General features: G+C 61.9%; 18 protein-coding genes and 1 pseudogene. 12 read left to right on the forward strand and 7 right to left on the reverse strand.

Features of this window, described 5'->3' with window-relative positions:
- The 5 genes from napH to napF all read right to left on the reverse strand — a co-directional run.
- The coding region (gene napH, locus ENGE1_RS13270; protein WP_048273220.1) for a quinol dehydrogenase ferredoxin subunit NapH at nucleotides 1–653 on the reverse strand (653 nt) is incomplete at its 3' end.
- Complete coding sequence (napG, locus tag ENGE1_RS13275) at nucleotides 640–1,335, reverse strand: ferredoxin-type protein NapG (RefSeq protein ID WP_048253955.1); 696 nt, start codon at nucleotides 1,333–1,335, stop codon at nucleotides 640–642. The genes napH and napG, both read right to left, overlap by 14 nt.
- Before the next feature lie 6 nt (nucleotides 1,336–1,341).
- Nucleotides 1,342–3,828 carry a nitrate reductase catalytic subunit NapA gene (gene napA, locus ENGE1_RS13280; RefSeq protein ID WP_048253956.1) on the reverse strand — a complete coding sequence of 829 codons (2,487 nt, stop codon included), beginning with the start codon at nucleotides 3,826–3,828 and terminating at the stop codon, nucleotides 1,342–1,344.
- Entirely contained in the window at nucleotides 3,825–4,088 is a 264-nt protein-coding gene (gene napD / locus ENGE1_RS13285; protein ID WP_048253957.1) for a chaperone NapD, read from the reverse strand. The genes napA and napD overlap by 4 nt, the downstream gene beginning before the upstream one ends.
- Nucleotides 4,063–4,596, reverse strand: a complete 534-nt coding sequence (gene napF / locus ENGE1_RS13290; protein ID WP_048253958.1) for a ferredoxin-type protein NapF — start codon at nucleotides 4,594–4,596, stop codon at nucleotides 4,063–4,065. The genes napD and napF overlap by 26 nt, the downstream gene beginning before the upstream one ends.
- Nucleotides 4,597–4,896: 300 nt before the next feature.
- Here napF and nrfA point away from each other — a divergent pair, with 300 nt between their 5' ends.
- Genes nrfA through ENGE1_RS13320 form a run of 6 tightly spaced genes read left to right on the forward strand, consistent with a single transcriptional unit; the run spans nucleotide 4,897 to nucleotide 10,764 of the window.
- A complete protein-coding gene (nrfA, locus tag ENGE1_RS13295) occupies nucleotides 4,897–6,333 on the forward strand; it encodes an ammonia-forming nitrite reductase cytochrome c552 subunit (protein ID WP_043081753.1) in 1,437 nt (478 codons plus the stop codon).
- Between the two features lie 42 nt (nucleotides 6,334–6,375).
- Nucleotides 6,376–6,927 (forward strand): cytochrome c nitrite reductase pentaheme subunit, encoded by a 552-nt coding sequence (gene nrfB / locus ENGE1_RS13300; RefSeq protein WP_048253959.1) that lies wholly within the window; start codon nucleotides 6,376–6,378, stop codon nucleotides 6,925–6,927.
- On the forward strand, nucleotides 6,924–7,595 hold the full coding sequence (gene nrfC / locus ENGE1_RS13305) for a cytochrome c nitrite reductase Fe-S protein (RefSeq protein WP_048253960.1): 672 nt from the start codon (nucleotides 6,924–6,926) through the stop codon (nucleotides 7,593–7,595). Before nrfB ends, nrfC begins: the two co-directional genes overlap by 4 nt.
- Nucleotides 7,592–8,491 carry a cytochrome c nitrite reductase subunit NrfD gene (gene nrfD, locus ENGE1_RS13310; protein WP_064360634.1) on the forward strand — a complete coding sequence of 300 codons (900 nt, stop codon included), beginning with the start codon at nucleotides 7,592–7,594 and terminating at the stop codon, nucleotides 8,489–8,491. The genes nrfC and nrfD overlap by 4 nt, the downstream gene beginning before the upstream one ends.
- Nucleotide 8,492: 1 nt before the next feature.
- Nucleotides 8,493–10,184, forward strand: coding sequence for a heme lyase NrfEFG subunit NrfE (gene nrfE / locus ENGE1_RS13315; RefSeq protein ID WP_371320906.1), 1,692 nt, complete (start codon nucleotides 8,493–8,495; stop codon nucleotides 10,182–10,184).
- Complete coding sequence (locus ENGE1_RS13320) at nucleotides 10,177–10,764, forward strand: TPR domain-containing protein (protein WP_043081749.1); 588 nt, start codon at nucleotides 10,177–10,179, stop codon at nucleotides 10,762–10,764. The genes nrfE and ENGE1_RS13320 overlap by 8 nt, the downstream gene beginning before the upstream one ends.
- Here the strand turns inward: ENGE1_RS13320 and narP are convergent.
- Entirely contained in the window at nucleotides 10,761–11,414 is a 654-nt protein-coding gene (gene narP / locus ENGE1_RS13325) for a nitrate/nitrite response regulator protein NarP (RefSeq protein ID WP_048253962.1), read from the reverse strand. The genes ENGE1_RS13320 and narP overlap by 4 nt on opposite strands.
- 618 nt (nucleotides 11,415–12,032) lie before the next feature.
- Between narP and cbpA the strand changes: the two genes are divergently transcribed.
- Together cbpA and cbpM are read left to right on the forward strand one after the other, a co-directional pair.
- Nucleotides 12,033–12,965 carry a curved DNA-binding protein gene (gene cbpA / locus ENGE1_RS13335; RefSeq protein ID WP_043081747.1) on the forward strand — a complete coding sequence of 311 codons (933 nt, stop codon included), beginning with the start codon at nucleotides 12,033–12,035 and terminating at the stop codon, nucleotides 12,963–12,965.
- Entirely contained in the window at nucleotides 12,958–13,260 is a 303-nt protein-coding gene (gene cbpM / locus ENGE1_RS13340; RefSeq protein WP_043081746.1) for a chaperone modulator CbpM, read from the forward strand. Before cbpA ends, cbpM begins: the two co-directional genes overlap by 8 nt.
- Before the next feature lie 48 nt (nucleotides 13,261–13,308).
- On the opposite strand, the gene proP is transcribed toward cbpM, so the two are convergent.
- Nucleotides 13,309–14,811 carry a glycine betaine/L-proline transporter ProP gene (proP, locus tag ENGE1_RS13345; RefSeq protein ID WP_048253964.1) on the reverse strand — a complete coding sequence of 501 codons (1,503 nt, stop codon included), beginning with the start codon at nucleotides 14,809–14,811 and terminating at the stop codon, nucleotides 13,309–13,311.
- A 722-nt stretch (nucleotides 14,812–15,533) separates the two neighbouring features.
- Here proP and ENGE1_RS13350 point away from each other — a divergent pair.
- The 4 genes and pseudogenes from ENGE1_RS13350 to lhgO all read left to right on the forward strand — a co-directional run bounded on the left by ENGE1_RS13350 (nucleotide 15,534) and on the right by lhgO (nucleotide 19,154).
- Nucleotides 15,534–15,869, forward strand: coding sequence for a zinc ribbon domain-containing protein YjdM (locus tag ENGE1_RS13350; protein WP_043081744.1), 336 nt, complete (start codon nucleotides 15,534–15,536; stop codon nucleotides 15,867–15,869).
- Nucleotides 15,870–16,193: 324 nt separating this feature from the next.
- A pseudogene (locus ENGE1_RS13355) lies at nucleotides 16,194–16,661 on the forward strand (UTRA domain-containing protein); the annotation flags it as partial.
- Between the two features lie 228 nt (nucleotides 16,662–16,889).
- Nucleotides 16,890–17,867 carry a glutarate dioxygenase GlaH gene (gene glaH, locus ENGE1_RS13360; protein WP_045289838.1) on the forward strand — a complete coding sequence of 326 codons (978 nt, stop codon included), beginning with the start codon at nucleotides 16,890–16,892 and terminating at the stop codon, nucleotides 17,865–17,867.
- Nucleotides 17,868–17,885: 18 nt separating this feature from the next.
- Nucleotides 17,886–19,154, forward strand: a complete 1,269-nt coding sequence (lhgO, locus tag ENGE1_RS13365; protein WP_048253965.1) for an L-2-hydroxyglutarate oxidase — start codon at nucleotides 17,886–17,888, stop codon at nucleotides 19,152–19,154.
- The last annotated feature ends 9 nt before the right edge of the window (nucleotides 19,155–19,163 follow it).

The raw sequence follows: 19,163 nt of genomic DNA on the forward strand, positions 1-19,163 counted from the left end.
ACGGTCAGCGCCCCCCTGCTGCCGAGCGCGCCGTACAGAGCGCCCAGCGGACAGAGGTGGCCGCACCAGCCGTGCTCCACCACCAGCAGGTCAAATAAAAACAGGGCAATCAGCAGCAGCGCGCCGCTGCCGAACCCCATCACCAGGCTGCGGCCCAGCAGCGATACCGGGTTGATCCACTCCCACAGCAGCGTGCCGGTCAGCGCTGAGCCAATCAGCACTCCCGCCAGCAGCACGTAGCGCAGGTAGCGCGGCAGCGCCGCCGTCGGCGTCAGATCAAAGCGCCTGCGCAGCCAGGCGGCGAGGTCGGTCAGCGGATTGAGCGGGCAGACCCAGCCGCAGAACAGCCTTTTGCCCGCCAGGGCGTACAGCCCGGCCACCGTCACCGCCCCGACCAGCGCCAGCGTCCCCGGCAGGTAGCCGCTGGCAATACTCTGCAGGGCCATCAGCGGATCGGTCAGCGGTACGGCGTCCAGCAGCAGGCTGCCGCTGTAGTTGCCGCGCAGGATCCAGACGCCCAGCCACGGCCCGCAGAGGAACATCGCCAGCACCAGCAGCTGGCTGAGGCGTCGCAGGATGAGCCAGCGGCGGCTGCGCCAGGGGCCTTTTTTCTGCCGCGCTTCGCGCCCGGCGTCGCGCCTACGGTTTGCCATCTTTTGCCTCCAGCCAGCCGAAGCGGTAGTGATGACCCAGCTCCCCCCTGGCAAGCGCCAGCGGCAATACCCGGATAGCGGGCTGCGCCAGTACGCAGACCTTTTCGCACTTGCCGCAGCCGGTGCAGGCGCTGCTGTGAACGGTCGGCAGGAAGCGCGCGTGCTTTCCCGTGCGCGGGTTGCGGTCCATCTCAAGAGTGATGGCCTCATCCAGCCTCGGGCAGTCGCGGTAGCAGACATCGCAGCGCAGTCCCTGGAAGTTGAGGCAGTTCTCCTGATCGAGAAGCACCGCCAGCCCCATGCGCGCGTCGTCAATCGCGACAATGTCGCGGTCCAGCGCGCCGCTCGGGCAGGCCCGGGTGCAGGGCACGTCCTCACACATCTCGCAGGGAATATCGCGGGCAACAAAATAGGGCGTGCCCGCCGCCAGCCCGGAGGCCAGCGTCGCCAGCTTCAGGGTGTTGTAGGGGCAGGCCTGCACGCACTGTCCGCAGCGCACGCAGGCGCGGGCGAAGGCCTCTTCCGCCAGCGCCCCCGGCGGGCGCAGCCGCACGCCGTGGGCGCGGGCGGTCTGCTGCTGCAGGCCCAGCGCAATGCCGACGGCCGCCAGGCCGCCCGCCGCCCGCGCCATATCGCGCAGGAAGCGACGGCGACCTTTCTGGCGCTTGCCTGACGAGGCCATAAGCCGCTACGCCTTCGCCAGCTTCACGGCGCACTTCTTGAAGTCCGTCTCTTTGGAGAGCGGATCGGTGGCGTCGAGGGTCAGAATATTCACCAGCTGCGCGGCGTCGAAGAACGGCATATAGACCAGCCCCTGCGGCGGCCGATTGCGGCCGCGGGTTTCGACCACCGAGGTGATTTCGCCCCGGCGGGAGATCACCTTCACCTTGTCGCCCCGGCGCAGATCGCGGGCTTTGGCATCCAGCGGATGGATGAACAGCACCGCCTCCGGGAAGGCGCGGTGCAGTTCGGGCACGCGGCGGGTCATGCTGCCGGTGTGCCAGTGCTCCAGCACGCGGCCGGTGGAGAGCCACAGGTCATACTCTTTATCCGGCGCCTCGGCGGCGGGCTCGTAAGGCAGGGCAAAGATCACCGCCTTGCCGTCCGGCTTGCCGTAGAATTTATAGCTCTCGCCCGCTTTGACGTAGGGATCGTGGCCCTCGCTATAGCGCCACTGCGTCTCCTGGCCATTCACCACCGGCCAGCGCAGGCCGCGCGCCTTGTGGTAATCGTCGAACGGCGCCAGATCGTGGCCGTGGCCGCGCCCGAAAGCGGCGTACTCTTCAAACAGTCCCTTCTGCAGATAGAAGCCCATCTCGCGGGACTCGTCGTTGAGCTGCCCTTCCGCCAGCTCGCTCAGCGGGAACTTGCTCACCTCCGCAGTAGCGAACAGGACGTCGTACAGTGTCCTGCCGCGCAGCTCCGGCTTCTGCGCCAGCAGCGCTTCCGGCCATACCTCTTCGGTTTTAAAGCGGCGGGCAAACTGCACCAGCTGCCAGAGGTCGGACTTAGCCTCGCCCGGGGCCTGCACCTGCTGGCGCCAGAACTGGGTGCGGCGCTCGGCGTTGCCGTAGGCGCCCTCTTTTTCGACCCACATGGCGGTCGGCAGGATCAGGTCCGCAGCCAGGGCGCTGACGGTCGGATAGGGATCGGAAACGATGACGAAGTTGCGCGGATCGCGCCAGCCCGGCATGCGATCTTCGTTGATGTTCGGCCCGGCCTGGATGTTATTGGTACACATCGCCCAGTAGACGTTGAGCTTGCCGTCCTTCAGCGCCCGGTCCTGGGCGACCGCGTGCAGGCCGATCTTCGCCGGGATCGTCCCGGCCGGGAGCTGCCAGCGCTGCTCGCAGATCGCGCGGTGCTTATCGTTAGTCACCACCATGTCCGCCGGCAGGCGGTGGGCGAAGGTGCCTACTTCGCGGGCGGTGCCGCAGGCCGACGGCTGGCCGGTCAGCGAGAACGGACCGCAGCCCGGCTGCGAAATCTTGCCGGTCAGCAGGTGCAGGTTGTAGACCAGATTGTTGGCCCACACGCCGCGGGTGTGCTGGTTGAAGCCCATCGTCCAGTAGGAGATCACCTTCTTATGCGGGTCGGCATACAGCTGCGCCAGCTGCTCCAGCTGGTCCTTCGGCACGCCGGTCATCTCAGCGGTCTTCTCCAGCGTATAGTCGGCAACGAAGGCTTTGTAGGCGTCAAAATCCATCGGTTCGGAGGCGTCAGAGCCGGGATTTTTCGCCGCCTGCTCCAGGGGATGCGCCGGGCGCAGGCCGTAGCCGATGTCCGTCGCGCCCTTGCGCAGGTTGACGTGGCGGGTGAGGAAGTCCTGATTCACCGCGTTGTTCTGAATGATGTAATTGGCGATGTAGTTAAGGATCACCAGATCGGTCTGCGGCGTGAAGACCATGCCGTTGTCCGCCAGCTCGAAGCTGCGGTGCTGGAAGGTTGAGAGCACCGCCACCCGCACGTTCGGGTCCGACAGGCGGCGGTCGGTGATGCGCGACCAGAGGATCGGGTGCATCTCCGCCATGTTTGAGCCCCACAGCACGAAGGCATCCGCCTGCTCGATATCGTCATAGCAGCCCATCGGCTCGTCCATGCCGAAGGTGCGCATGAAGCCGACGACCGCCGAAGCCATGCAGTGGCGGGCATTCGGATCGATATTGTTGGAGCGAAAGCCGGCCTTGAACAGCTTGGCGGCGGCATAGCCCTCCCACACGGTCCACTGGCCGGAGCCGAACATGCCGATGGACTCCGGGCCTTTGCTCTTCAGCGCGGCCTTAAATTTCTCTTCCATCACGTCGAAGGCTTTTTCCCAGCTCACCGGCGTGAATTCGCCCTCTTTATCGTACTGGCCGCCCTTCATGCGCAGCAGCGGCTGCGTCAGGCGGTCCTTGCCGTACATGATTTTGGGCAGGAAGTAGCCCTTAATGCAGTTAAGCCCGCGGTTAACCGGGGCATCCGGATCGCCCTGACAGGCGACGACCCTTCCCTGCTGGGTGCCCACCAGCACGCCGCAGCCGGTACCGCAGAAGCGGCACGGCGCCTTATCCCACTTGATGGCCTCCTGCTGGCCAACGGCCGCGCGGGCGATACCCGGCGCGCTGATCCCGGCAGCCGCCGCAGCGGCCGCAACGGCGTTAGCTTTCATAAAGCTACGACGACTGAGTTTCATGGTGCATCCTCACCTGGTTGTTCCTGCTGGTGATAAGCCAGCGATACCGCCAGCACGCCTGCGATATTGCGTACCGACTCAATAGTTTCCAGCAGCCTGCTGCTGCTCTCGCCTTCGATAACCACAATCAGCGTCCCCGCGTCGGCGTCGCTAAGCGAAACGTCGCAGCCCGCCAGGCGGGCAATCGCCTCGCTTACCGCGCTTATCTGCTGTTTTTTTATCCGGACGACCAGGCTACATACCTGCCAGAGATCTTCCATGGCTGTGCTCCATCTTGATTGCCGATACCGGGCAGCCGGCGACGCAGCCGCCGCAGCCGCTGCACGCCGCGCGGTTCAACTGCGGCTGCCAGAGGCCGCCCGCAACGGGGCGAAAAATAATCGCGCCGTCCGCGCAGCTCTCCTGGCAGCGCCGGCACTCCACGGCCTGCAGGGCAAGGCAGCCCGCCGTCACCGTGGCCACAATGTCCCACGCGCGGCCGTCGTGCGGCAGAAAAAGGCCTTCAGGGCAGGCCCCGGCGCAGGCGTAGCAGAAAGTGCATTCGCCGTGGCGAAAGTCGGCTACGGGATAGCCGCCGTCGCCGCGCTGCAGAATGCCGCCGGGACATGCCTCTACGCAGCGGCCGCAGCGCGCGCAGGCCTGCGTAAACTGACTCTCCTGCGGGCTCCACGGCGGGCGAACGGCCTCAACGGCGCTGCGCCAGGGGCGGGTCAGCAGACCGCGACGGACAATATCAACCGTCCGCGGTGGCTTACCGGAAGGCGACATATATCCACTCTTTTTATGCGTATTTAGGTGAGGGTAAGGTAGGGGAAGAGCGCAATGAGGTGCATAACCCGATAGAGGTAAATGGCGCAACGAAATCAAAATAACGCCATATTGTTGCAGAATGTGACCGCTTAATTCCCTATTTTGCAGAGGCTGACGGCAGTCAGGCCCCCGGTCCCGCAGAAATGCGGACCAAAGTAGTGCGTTCCCGGACAGCCGCCTAAGGCAACACCCTACATAACTCAAGCAATGTGTCTGGACGCCTCTGCCCGCCGCAGCGGCATAATATGGATAAAAACGATGGCCAGAATAAAAATAAACGTCCGCCGTTTCTTCAGCCTGATTGTCCCTTTTTTACTTATTTTTACAGTTAACGCTGAGCAAACGACCTCTCCCGAAAAAACGCCCGCCGTCGAGGCAAGAAACGATCTCTTCGCCCCGCAGCACCCCGATCAGTATCGCTCCTGGCAGGCAACCGCCGAGCAGTCCACCCGCGAGGACGCGCTGGCGGAAGATCCCCGGCTGGTGATCCTCTGGGCGGGATACCTTTTCGCGCAGGACTACAATAAGCCGCGCGGCCACGCCTATACCCTGACCGACGTGCGGGAAACCCTGCGCACCGGCGCCCCCAAAACGGCCGAGGATGGCCCGCAGCCGATGGCCTGCTGGAGCTGCAAAAGCCCGGACGTGGCGCGCCTCATCCAGAAAGAGGGCGAGGCCGGCTACTTCCACGGCAAATGGGCGCGCGGCGGTCCGGAGGTGGTCAACGCGCTCGGCTGCGCCGACTGCCACAACACCGCCTCGCCGGACTTCGCAAAGGGAAAACCCGAACTGACCCTTTCTCGCCCCTACGCCGCCCGCGCCATGGAGGCCATCGGCAAGCCGTTTGAGAAAGCCGGCCGCTTCGACCAGCAGTCTATGGTCTGCGGCCAGTGCCACGTCGAGTACTACTTCAGCGGTAAAGAGAAAGCGGTGAAGTTCCCGTGGGATGAAGGCACCCGGGTCGAGGACATGGAGAAATACTACGACGGCATCGACTTCAGCGACTGGACCAACGCCCTGTCGAAAGCGCCGATGCTCAAGGCCCAGCATCCGGAGTATGAGACCTGGCGGGTCGGCATCCACGGTAAGAACAACGTCGGCTGCGTGGACTGCCACATGCCGAAAGTGCAGAACGCCGAAGGCAAGCTCTATACCGATCACAAGATAGGTAATCCGTTCGATACCTTCGCCCAGACCTGCTCCGGCTGCCATACCCAGGACAAAGCGACCCTGCAGGGCATCGTTGCCGATCGCAAAAAAGCGATTCAGACCCTGAAAATCAAAGTCGAGGATCAGCTGGTCCATGCCCACTTTGAGGCCAAAGCCGCCTGGGACGCGGGCGCAACCGACGCGGAAATGAAGCCGATCCTGCTGGATATTCGCCACGCCCAGTGGCGCTGGGATCTGGCGATAGCCTCTCACGGCATCCACATGCATGCCCCGGAGGAGGGCCTGCGGATGCTCGGCAGCGCGCTGGATAAAGCGGCCGACGCCCGCACGAAACTGGCGCGGCTGCTGGCAACCAAAGGCATCACCCACGAAATTCCGCTGCCGGATATCTCCACCAAAGAGAAGGCCCAGCAGGCGATCGGTCTCGATATGCAAAAAATCCGCGCCGGCAAGCAGGAGTTCCTGAAAACCGCCGTGCCGCAGTGGGATGAGCAGGCGCGTAAAAACGGTCTGTTAAGCCAATAACCCTCTTCCGCCCTGCGGGGCGGATAACGCAATGGAGTCAATATGAGCGTACTACGTTCGTTATTCACTGCCGGGGTTGTGGCAACAGGCCTGTTCTGCAGCCAGCCCGGCATCAGCGCGCCGCCGGCCGATCGCTGGGAGGTCAGCCCACAGCGCAGCCCGGACGCCGCCTGTCAGGACTGCCACAAACCCGATGCGCAAGGTATGCACGGCAAACACGCCGCCGCCATCAATCCCAACAATCAGCTGCCGGTGACCTGTACCAACTGCCACGGTCACCCATCTCCCCGCCACCGCGAAGGCGTCATGGACGTGATGCGCTTTGGCGACCCGCGCTTCAGCGTCGAGCAGCAGAACAGCGTCTGCCTGTCGTGCCATCTTCCGCAGCAGCTGCAGAAGGCCTTCTGGCCGCACGACGTCCACGTGACGAAAGTGACCTGCACCGGCTGCCACGCGCTGCACCCGCAGCAGGACGCGGTGCAAACCCTGAACGACAAAGGGCGAATCAACCTCTGCGTGGACTGCCATAGCGACCAGCGCAACAATCCGGCCTTTAACCCGGCGGCGGTGCGGCCGCTTAAGGCGCACCCATGAGCTGCTCGCGCCGTCAGTTTATTACCCGCATCGGCACGCTGGCGGTGACCGGCTGCGCCGCGGGGCGGGCCGTGGCGAAAACCCTGAACATTAAAGGAACACGCTACGGCATGGTGCACGACGAGTCGCTGTGCATCGGCTGCACCGCCTGCGTGGAGGCCTGCCGCGAGGTCAACCAGGTGCCGGAAGGCGTCTCCCGGCTGACGATTATCCGCAGCGCGCCGCAGGGCGAGTTTCCGGACGTGAAGTACCGCTTCTTCCGCCACTCGTGCCAGCACTGCGACAGCGCGCCCTGCGTGGAGGTCTGCCCTACCGGCGCCTCGTTTCGCGATGCCGCCAGCGGCATCGTCGACGTCAATCCGGACCTCTGCGTCGGCTGTCAGTACTGTATTGCCGCCTGCCCCTACCGGGTGCGCTTTATTCACCCGATCAGCAGGACCGCCGACAAGTGCGATTTCTGCCGCAAAACCAACCTGCGCGCGGGTAAACAGCCCGCCTGCGTCGAGGCCTGCCCGACCCGGGCGCTGACCTTCGGTAATCTCGACGATCCCAACAGCGCTATCTCGCGCCTGCTGCATGAAAAACCGACCTACCGCTACAAGCCGGCGCTCGGCACCCGGCCAAAGGTGTATCGGGTACCCTTCAAATACGGGGAGGTGAGCCAATGAACGCCGCTTCTGCTTTTCACTTCGACTCGCTGGTGTGGGACTGGCCCATCGCCATCTACCTGTTCCTGCTCGGGATCTCCTCCGGGCTGGTGACCCTGGCGGTGCTGCTGCGCACCACCCTGGTGCTGGGGCCGGGCGCGATTATCCTCGGCCTGCTGATCCTCATCTTCCACCTCGCCCGCCCCTGGACCTTCTGGAAGCTGATGTTCAACTACAGCCTGACGTCGGTGATGTCGATGGGCGTGATGCTGTTTCAGGCCTACACGGCGGTGCTGATACTGTGGCTGGCGAAAATCTTCGAGAAAGAGCTGCTGGCCCTGCTGCCGCGCGTCGGGGTGCTGCGCACCGCGCTGGGCTGGCTGACGCCGCTGCACCGCCCGCTTGAAACCCTGCTGCTGGCGCTGGCGGTGCTGCTGGGCGCCTATACCGGCTTTCTGCTCTCGGCCCTCAAGTCCTATCCGCTGCTCAATCATCCCCTGCTGCCGGCGCTGTTTCTCGTCTCCGGCCTCTCCTCGGGCGCGGCAGCGGCGCTGATCGCCATGGCCCTGCGCGCCCGGGCGCATCCGCAAAGCGCGGAGGCGCATTTTGTTCACCGTCTGGAAACGCCCGTAGTCTGGGTGGAGATCTTCCTGCTGGCGGCCTTTTTTATCGGCCTGGCGCTGGGGGATGCGGGCAAAACGCGCGCTCTGGCGGCAGCGCTGGGCGGCGGCTTCTGGAGCCTGTGGTTCTGGCTGGGAGTAGTTGGCATCGGGCTGCTGCTGCCGATGCTGCTCAGGCCCTGGCTCAGCCGCCGGCCGACGCTCGCCAGCACGCTGCTGGTCAGCGGCGCCAGCCTGACCGGCGTGCTGCTGCTGCGCTTTTTTATCCTCTACGCCGGCCAGCTGACGGTTGCCTGAGGTGCTACTTGTTCCCGAACTCGGCTTTCTGGCGCTGCTGCTGTGCCTGGGGGTGAATCTCCTCATCCCGCTCGCCGCCCTGGGCGCCCGCGGGCCGGGCATGCGGATTGCCGTCTGCGGCACGCTGGCCTCCTTTATCCTGCTGCTGCTGGCATTTGCGCTGCTGGTGGCGGGCTTTCTGACCAACGACTTCTCGGTCATCTACGTCGCCCAGCACAGCAACCGCCTGCTGCGATGGCCGCTGCGGGTAGCCGCCGCCTGGGGCGGCCATGAAGGCTCCCTGCTGCTGTGGGTGCTGCTGCTCTGCGGCTGGAGCGCGCTGTTTGCGTGGCGCTACCGGCGCGAGCGGGCGCCGCTTTTTGTCCTGACGCTGTGCGCCCTGGCGGCGATAGCGGCGGCGCTGCTGCTGTTTGTGGCGCTGTGGTCCGATCCTTTCGCGCGCATTTTTCCGCCGGCGATTGAGGGCCGGGATCTTAACCCAATGCTGCAGCATCCGGGGCTTATTTTTCATCCGCCGCTGCTCTATCTCGGCTACGGCGGGCTGACGGTAGCGGCGGCGCTGGCGCTGGCCTCGCTGCCGGGCGGCGGCTTTAGCCCCGCCGTCGCCCGACGTTGCCAGCGCTGGGCGCTGGGCGGCTGGGCGGCGCTGACGCTTGGGATCATTCTCGGCTCCTGGTGGGCCTACTGCGAGCTGGGCTGGGGCGGCTGGTGGTTCTGGGATCCGGTGGAGAACGCCTCCCTGCTGCCCTGGCTTTCTGCCACCGCCCTGCTGCACAGCCTCCCGGTCTCTGCCCGCGGCGGCGGCTTTCGCCACTGGTCGCTGCTGCTGGCGATAGCCACGCTGCTCCTCTCCCTGCTCGGGACGCTGATCGTCCGCTCCGGCATCCTGGTCTCGGTCCACGCCTTCGCGCTGGATAACGTCCGCGCCGTGCCGCTGTTTACCCTGTTTACGCTGCTGAGCCTGGCCGCGCTGGGGCTTTACGCCTGGCGGGGGCGCAGCAATGGCCCGCCAGCGCCCCCTGCGGGCCGCCGGGAGCTGCTGACGCTCGCCGCGCTGCTGCTGTTTTGCGCCGTGCTGGGCGTCGTGCTCATCGGCACGCTCTATCCGATGATTTACGGCCTGCTGGGGCTGGGGCGGCTGTCGGTCGGCGCGCCCTACTTCAACCTGGCGACCCTGCCGTTTGGCGCACTGATGCTGGCGGTTGTCGGCCTGGCAACAGTATTCTCCGCGCGGGCCAGAAGGTTTCCCGCCCTGCTGGCCCACGGCGGCGTGCTGCTGTTTGCCCTCGGCGTCCTCGCCTCCACCACCGGCCGCGAAGAGAGAAGCGTCAGCCTCGCTCCCGGCGAGCAGGCGCAGCTGGCGGGATACCGCTTTCGCTTTGACGACATCACGCTGAGCGCAAAGGGAAACTACACCGCGGAAATTGCCGCTATCAGCGTCTGGCAAGGAAGCAGACAGCTGGCACAGCTGCGCCCGGAACGCCGCTTCTACCTCGCCCGCCGCCAGCAGACAATGGAGCCGGGCATCGCCTGGACGCCGCTGCGCGACTGGTACGCGGCGCTGGGTGAAAAGACGGGCCGGGAGCGCTACGCCGTGCGCCTGTACGTGCAGACCGGCGTGCGCTGGGTCTGGGGCGGCGGGCTGCTAATGGTCGCCGGCGGCCTGCTCAGCCTCAGGAGGCGCCGTGAATAGAACTCGCCGGACGCTGTTACTGGTAGCGACCGGCGCGCTGTTTTTAGCGGCCGCCAGCCAGCTGCTGATCCCCCGCTGGCAGGCGGTGCGCCACGAGCAGCAGCGGCTGGCCGATCCGCTGCGCGACTTTGCCGACCGGCAGACGCCGCAGGCGGCGCTGCAGAGCCTGCAGGCCAGGATCCGCGCCAATCCGCAGGAGAGCGAGGCCTGGGCGCGGCTCGGGGAGTTCTATCTCTGGCGCAGCCGCTATTCGGATGCACTGCGGGCCTATGGGCAGGCGCTGGCGCTGCGGGGCGAAAATGCCGAGCTTCGCGCGGCGCTGGCCACCGTCCTCTACTATCAGGCCGGTCAGCGTATGACCCCGCAGGCGCGGGCGGAGATTGATAAAGCCCTGGCGGACGATCCCCGGGAAGTCACCGCCCTGATGCTGCTGGCCGCCGATGCCTTTCTGCGGGCAGACTACGCCGGGGCCGCCGATATCTGGCAGCAGGTGCTGGATCTTAATTCCGACAGGATCGACCGCCCGGCGGTCATTGAGTCCGTGAATATGGCCAGAATGCTGGCCCGCCGCCCCGGCTAACGCCCCCGGCGTTCGCTTTGTAAAAACATCACCGTGGCCGCCACGCGCGAGCGCACGTTGAGCTTACGCAGCAGGTTGCGCACGTGCACCTTGACCGTCTGTTCAGAGATATTGAGCACCGAGGCTATCTGCTTATTGGACATCCCCCCGGCCAGTTCGTGGAGCACGTCCAGCTCTCTTTCCGTCAGCAGCGCTAAGGAATCGGCCTGCGCCTCGCAGCCCGACTCCCGCTGGCTCAGGTACTCTCTCACCTTGTCGCTGAATACCTCTTTGCCGTCAGCCCCTGCGCGGATCGCCTTCAGCAACACTTCCGGATCGTCATCTTTGAGCAAATAGCCGTCCGCACCGGCGTCGATCAGGGCGCGGATATCGTCGACGGCGTCAGAAACGGTGAGAATAACGATCCGCGCGGTGCATCCGTCCCGACGCAGCGCCTGCAGCGTCTCCAGACCGCTGCGGCCCTTCATGTGGAGATCGAGCAGGATCAGATCGAGATCGTGCCGGCCGGCCAGCGCGACGGCGGTGCTGCCGTCCCCCGCTTCTGCCACGACGCGAAACGCGTCATCTTGCTCAAGCAGCTGGCGAATGCCGCGCCGCATAAGCGGGTGATCGTCAACGATCAGCACCTGTTGGGGGACAACGCCTGTCATGAAACGCTCCATTAAGTACAGTGAGGATGATTAAAACAATGACCGCCCTAATGCTTCACCCGCCCCGCCGCGGCCAGCATATGCTGCGATAGCTGAAATGGTACCGCGAACCGCACTTTAACAGTAGATTTTTCCATCGATGACGGTGTGGTGAGATAAAAATCTGTGAAGTGAAGACACTCAGATTATTCTGCTAATAAGTTAAACGGTACCTTAACGCTTACCCAGGACCAAATATGCGCCGGGCCAGGATCGGGAAGAGGCGGGACGCCAGCAGCGCCGGAAAAGACATCGCCATCGCCGGCCCCGCAAAAGCGGTCTATTTTGCGCGGCACCCGCGACGTAACACCGATGAATTAATAGTGTTTTTATTTTCTCCCGCCGCGGGGGAGTCGCTTATTCTTCCCTTACACGGCGTTCATTTAGTCGATGACAAAATTCCGTCCAGGTAAATAAACCGGCGCTAATTCATCATCAACAAACCCTTTCAAAAAGGGTAATCGCAACCATTATCATAAAATGTCTGAAGAGAGGTATTCTCAGGCAAAAGCCCTTCGCGCCCCTACACTTATAGGTGTACTATTTTTATCAAGGTTTGACCTAGCGAGAGATAATGCCATGGAATTAAAGGATTATTACGCCATCATGGGCGTAAAGCCGACGGACGATCTCAAGACCATTAAGACCGCCTATCGCCGGCTGGCCCGTAAGTATCACCCTGACGTCAGTAAAGAGAGCGACGCCGAAGCGCGCTTCAAGGAGGTTGCCGAGGCCTGGGAAGTGCTCAGCGATGAGCAGCGCCGCGCCGAATATGACACCCTGTGGGCGCACCGCAACGATCCGCAGTTTCAGCAGCGCCAGTCCGGCCAAGGCCAGCAGCAGCACAACTACAGCCAGCAGGATTTTGACGATATCTTCTCATCGATGTTCGGCCAGCATGCCCGCCAGTCGCGCCAGCGCCCCAGCGCGCGCGGTCACGACGTCGAGTTCGAGGTCGCCGTCTTCCTGGAAGAGACGCTGGAGGCCCACAGCCGCACCATCAGTTACTCCCTGCCGGTGTATAACGCCTTCGGCATGATTGAGGAAGAGATCCCCAAAACCCTCAACGTCAAGATCCCCGCCGGGGTCAGCGACGGCCAGCGCATCCGCCTCAAAGGGCAGGGAACGCCGGGCGAGAACGGCGGCCCGGCGGGCGACCTGTGGCTGGTTATCCACATCGCCCCGCATCCGCTGTTTGATATTGTCGGCCACAACCTGGAGATAGTGGTGCCGCTGGCGCCGTGGGAAGCCGCGCTGGGTGCAAAAGTGACGGTCCCGACTCTCAAAGAGAGCGTACTGATCACCGTTCCGCCTGGCACCCAGGCCGGGCAGAAGCTGCGCATTAAGGGCAAAGGCCTGGTCAGTAAGCAGCACGCCGGCGACCTGTTCGCCGTGATAAAAATTGTTATGCCGCCGAAGGGCGATGAGCAGACCGCCGCCCTGTGGCAGCAGTTGAAAGAGGCGCAGTCCGGCTTCGATCCGCGTAAAGAGTGGGGTAAAAAACATGGCTAACGTCACCATCACATTCACCATGACTGAATTCTGCCTGCATACCGGGGTCAGCGAAGAAGATCTGAATGAGATTGTCGGCCTGGGCATGATTGAGCCCTGCGACACCGCTACGCCACCCTGGCAGTTTGATGATTATGCGGTCACGATCGTACGCCGGGCGATGCGCCTGCGCCGCGAGCTGGCGCTCGACTGGCCCGGCACGGCAGTCACCCTGACCCTGCTTGATGAAAACCAGCGCCTGCAGCAGGAGAATCGCCTGCTTCAGCAGCGGCTGGCCCGCTTTACTAACCACTGAGCATAAAAAAACCCCGACCAGGTCGGGGTTCTCATCAGCAACGTAAACTTATTCGTTAATGCGCGGATGCTGGTCTACCAGCCGCGAACGCTGCTTCTGCAGCGCTTCGATCTGCTCGTCAATATCTTCAATTTTGTGCTCGATATTGTCATGGTGCTCGCGCAGGATCTCTTTCGCTTCCTGGATATCGGATGCCGCAGGGGTTGCGCCCTTCAGCGGACGATTCGCCGTCTCTTTCATGTAGAGACCGGTTACCAGGCCAATTACCGCCACCACCATCAGATAGTAGGCAGGCATCATCAGGTTATTGGTTGATTCCACCAGCCACGCGGCCAGGGTCGGCGTCAGGCCGGCGATTAACACCGAGATGTTAAAGGCGCTGGCCAGCGCGCTGTAGCGGATGTGGGTCGGAAACATCGCCGGCAGCGACGAAGCCATAACGCCGATAAAGCAGTTCAGCACCACAGCCAGCATCAGCAGGCCGGCGAAAATAAGGCCGACAACGCCGCTGTTGATCAGCATAAAGCCGGGAATAGACAGCACGAACAGCAGCACGCTGCCGACCAGGATGAACGGACGGCGGCCAAAGCGGTCGCTCAGCATCCCCACTATCGGCTGGACAAACAGCATCCCGACCATGATAGCGATGATAATCAGTACGCCGTGATCTTCCGAGTAGTGCAGGTTATGCGACAGGTAGCTCGGCATGTAGGTGAGCAGCATGTAGTAGGTGACGTTAGTGGAAATAACGATACCAATACAGATCAGCAGCGACTTCCAGTGCTTAGTCGCAATTTCACGGAAAGAGACTTTGGGTCCGTGCTGCAGACCTTCGCGGTCGCCCTGCTCCAGCTTATCAACGTGCTGCTGGAAGGCCGGGGTCTCTTCGAGAGCATGACGCAGGTAGAGGCCAATTATACCGAGCGGCAGCGCAATGAAGAACGGCAGACGCCATCCCCATTTCAGGAAGTTCTCTTCACCAACGATGGTGGAAATAAGCACCACCAGTCCGGCGCCGATAACAAACCCGGCAATGGAGCCGAAGTCCAGCCAGCTCCCCATAAAGCCGCGCTTGCGGTCGGGAGAGTATTCGGCGACGAAGATGGACGCCCCGGTATACTCGCCGCCGACGGAGAAGCCCTGCGCCATTTTACACAGCAGCAGCAGTATTGGCGCCCAGATGCCGATAGCGGCATAGGACGGTATCAGGCCGATGCAGAATGTACTTAGCGACATAATGACGATAGTGATCGACAGGATTTTTTGACGACCATACTTGTCACCCAGCATGCCGAAGAACAGGCCGCCGAGCGGGCGAATCAGGAACGGAACAGAGAAGGTCCCCAGGGCGGCAATCATCTGCACACCGGGGCTGGCATCGGGGAAAAAGACCTTACCCAGTGCGTAAGCCACAAATCCATATACGCCGAAATCGAACCACTCCATCGCGTTGCCGAGCGAGGCTGCAGTAATGGCTTTGCGCAGCTTAGCGTCATCAATGATTGTTACATCGCGTAGGGTAATGGGCTTTACTTTTTTCCTTTTAAGCATTGTTGTCCTCGTTAACTTTTCGCCGCGAGCACACGCCGGAAGAGGTGGAAGGTTCCCGGCGTGCGGTAAGGAGCGGTAGAGACGGCGCTCCTCACATCAAGCGTAGCAGATGGAAAAATACAGGTTGTTCACAACATGTACTGTCGCACCAGCGTTAGCCAGCTCTGGCTTTTAAAGACTCTGAAACAGAGCAATGAGCAATATTTTTTGTACTATGCCCTTTTACCCTACCAGTGTTTATATTTGTGATCAACTTCACGAAAAAAAACCGGCCTGCGTGAAGTTGGTTCAGAAAACGTAAATCAGTGCCGCCAAAAATAATTTCCGTGTCCGTACTTCACCCATCTGCCATTTATCAGATTTATCTCGTATTTCCGTGTGATTATCGCCGAGCCGCAGCAAAAAAATGGATCAAATAGTGCGGCACTCGCGACAGTTATTTACATTTACTTATTTTTCTGTCATCGGCAACTTCCGCTATATATCCTCAATATGTGTGGTACAAAAAGATAAAACACACCGCCGCTTGTATTGAAGCACTATTCAACCCCTCGCATTATGGCGTTACCAGTGGTTAGCAACAGGCACGCCTGAGCGTACAGCCGCGAAAATACAATAGTCCCGACAACGACAGGGATATGCGGTATAATAAGTCATACTTTTGGCACTCAGCCCCGCCTTTGTGGGGCTGTTGTGTTTTTTGACTTGTTTATGAGGTTGTTATGTCCCTGCCACACTGCCCTAAATGTAGCTCCGAATACACCTATCAGGACGGCGATATGTACGTCTGCCCGGAGTGCGCCTACGAGTGGAACGATGCCGAAGCGGCGGAAGAGAACGATACCCTGGTGGTTAAAGACGCCAACGGCAACCTGCTGGCCGACGGCGATAGCGTGACCGTGGTAAAAGATCTGAAGGTAAAAGGCAGCTCTTCGATGCTGAAAATCGGCACCAAAGTGAAAAATATCCGCCTCGTCGAGGGCGATCATAACATCGACTGCAAAATCGACGGTTTTGGCCCGATGAAGCTCAAGTCAGAGTTTGTGAAAAAGAACTGATTGTCCGCAGACCGGGCGACCGCTCCGCCGCCTGGTCTCTTTCAACACAGCAGCTACACTTAGTGCTGTCAGCAATAATAATCCGCGCTAATACCCGCCTGACGTTCTTCACCTCCCGGTCATCGACCCTTCACGGTGCTGTCATACTGCATCGCCAGGATAGAAATGTTGTCGCGACAGCCCTTCTCCGCAAGGCCGCTGTGCAGAGAAATTTGGCCCCCTGAGCCCGGCGCTCACTCTCGAAGAGGTCTCGTTATGATGCAGTTATCCGGACCACCGACACGTCATCCCGTCCACAATCCACCGATTGCCGATATTCCCGGGCAGGCGCTCTGGAGCCAGAACCTCCCCGATCTCAACAGTTACGCCGCCGGAGCCCGGCTGCTCTGCGTGCTGCGCCCCGCCGCTGGTCACGTCGCCAGCGCCCTGGGTCTGCGGGAGGGCGAGAGCGTTATCCACCTGCGCACGCTTCGCCGCATCGGCGGGGTGGCGCTGTGCGTGACGGACCACTACGTTGCCGATCTCAGCCTGTGGCCAGCGCTGCAGGAGGTGCAGAGCGACTCGCCGCTGGCATTTCTCCGCCAGCAGCGGGGGATGGATGTGATCCGCTCGCAGACGCGGATCGGCGCCCGACGCGCGCAGGCGAAAGAGAGTAAACTGCTGGAGATCCCGCTGATGGCGCCGCTGCTGTGCATCCGCACGCTGAGTAATCCGCAGGGCAGCCAGCAGCCGGTAGAGTATTCGGTGAGCCTTATCCGCGCCGATATTTTCGAGTTCGCGGTCGAGCACTGAGGCCGTTCCTGTCTGAATTCAGACCCGGCCCGCGCGGCCGGGTTGTCCCCATCACCGCTGCGTTGCAATTTGCATCACTCGCACTGTTAATCATTTGTTAATCAGATCACATTAGTGAAACAAAAAGTCCGTTTTGCGTACAATCTTCGAAAATGTAGATATTTTTAGATTATGGCTACAAATGAGCATCGCCATCTTCCCGACTATCTACGATGAGGATCGATCCTGATGAACGCACTGACTGCCGTAAAACCTGACGCCAATGGGCAGACCCAACGCTATACCGGCTTCACTCTTACACCGTCCCGCCAATCCCCGCGTCTGCTGGAGCTGACGTTCTCCGCCGCCACCACGGAACAGTTTCTGCAGCAGGTGGCGCAGTGGCCGGTGCAGGCGCTGGAGTACAAGTCGTTTCTGCGCTTTCAGGTTGGCAAGATCCTCGACGATCTCTGCGGTAATCAGCTGCAGCCGCTGCTGCTGAAAATCCTGCTGGATCGCGCCGAAGGCGGGCTGCTGATTAACGGCGAAGGGCTGAATAATGTCGCCCAGGCCGATGAGATGGTGAAGCTGGCTACCGCCGTGGCGCACCTGGTGGGCCGCTCCAATTTTGATGCCATGAGCGGCCAGTATTATGCCCGCTTCGTGGTGAAGAATGTCGATAACTCAGACAGCTACCTGCGCCAGCCGCACCGCGTGATGGAGCTGCACAACGACGGCACCTATGTGGAAGAGATCACCGACTACGTGCTGATGATGAAGATCGACGAGCAGAATATGCAGGGCGGCAACTCGCTCCTGCTGCACCTCGACGACTGGGAGCATCTGGACGAGTATTTCAGCCATCCGCTGGCCCGCCGCCCGATGCGCTTCGCCGCGCCGCCGAGCAAGAACGTCAGTAAGGATGTGTTCCACCCGGTGTTCGACGTAGACCAGCAGGGCCGCCCGGTGATGCGCTATATCGACCAGTTCGTGCAGCCGAAAGATTTTGAGGAGGGGACCTGGCTGAATTCCCTCTCCGATGCGCTGGAAACCAGCAAGGGCATTATCTCGGTGCCGGTGCCGGTCGGTAAATTCCTGCTGATCAATAACCTGTTCTGGCTCCACGGCCGCGACCGCTTTACGCCGCACCCGGATCTGCGCCGCGAACTGATGCGCCAGCGCGGCTACTTCGCTTACTCCAGCAACCACTATCAGACCCACCAGTAAGCACAGGGAAGCGAGCGGATGCATGATTTTGTGATTATCGGCGGCGGCATCATCGGCATGTCCACCGCCATGCAGTTAATCGATCTCTACCCCGATGCGCGCATGGTGCTGCTGGAGAAAGAGTCGGGCCCGGCCCATCACCAGACCGGCCACAACAGCGGCGTGATCCACGCCGGGGTTTACTATACCCCCGGCAGCCTGAAGGCGAAGTTCTGCCTGGCGGGCAATCGCGCCACCAAAGCCTTCTGCGATGAGAACGGCATCCGCTACGACACCTGCGGCAAGATGCTGGTGGCAACTTCGACGCTTGAGATGGAGCGGATGAAGGCCCTGTGGGAGCGCACCGCCGCCAACGGCCTCGAGCGCGAGTGGCTGAGCGCCGCCGAACTGAAGGAGCGGGAGCCGAACATCACCGGTATGGGCGGCATTTTTGTCCCCTCCAGCGGCATCGTCAGCTACCGGGAGGTGACGGCGGCGATGGCGAAAAACTTTCAGCGTAAGGGCGGCGAAATTGTCTATAACGCCGAAGTCACCGCGCTGAAAGAGCACGCTTCCGGCGTGTTGGTCCACACCGGCGACGGGCGGGAGTTTGAAGGTTCAACGCTGATCACCTGCTCCGGCCTGATGGCCGACCGGCTGGTAAAAATGCTCGGCGTCGAGCCGGGCTTTATTATCTGCCCGTTTCGCGGAGAGTACTTCCGCCTCGCGCCGCAGCATAACCAGATAGTCAATCATCTGATCTATCCGATCCCGGACCCGGCGATGCCGTTTCTCGGCGTCCACCTGACGCGGATGATCGACGGCAGCGTCACCGTTGGCCCCAACGCGGTGCTGGCCTTTAAGCGCGAAGGCTACCGTAAGCGCGATATCTCGCTCTCCGACATGCTGGAGATGTTTGGCTCCGGCGGGATTCGCCGGGTGCTGCAAAATAACCTACGCTCAGGTCTGGGCGAGATGAAGAATTCGCTGTGCAAAAGCGGCTACCTGAAGCTGGTGCAGAAGTACTGCCCGAGCCTGACGCAGCAGGATCTTCAGCCTTACCCGGCGGGCGTCCGGGCGCAGGCGGTTTCGCCTGACGGAAAGCTTATTGATGACTTTCTGTTTGTCACCACCCCGCGCTCCATCCACACCTGCAATGCCCCCTCCCCGGCCGCCACCTCGGCGCTGCCCATCGGGGCGCATATCGTCAGTAAAGTGCAGGCGCTGCTGGAGAGCCAGAGCAATCCCGGACGCACGCTGCGTGCGGCACGCAGCGCAGACGCACTACACGCCGCTTACAGCCGTTAACTTTTGACT

The sequence above is a fragment of the Pluralibacter gergoviae ATCC 33028 = NBRC 105706 genome (assembly GCF_001598855.1).
GTDB classification, from domain to species: domain Bacteria; phylum Pseudomonadota; class Gammaproteobacteria; order Enterobacterales; family Enterobacteriaceae; genus Pluralibacter; species Pluralibacter gergoviae.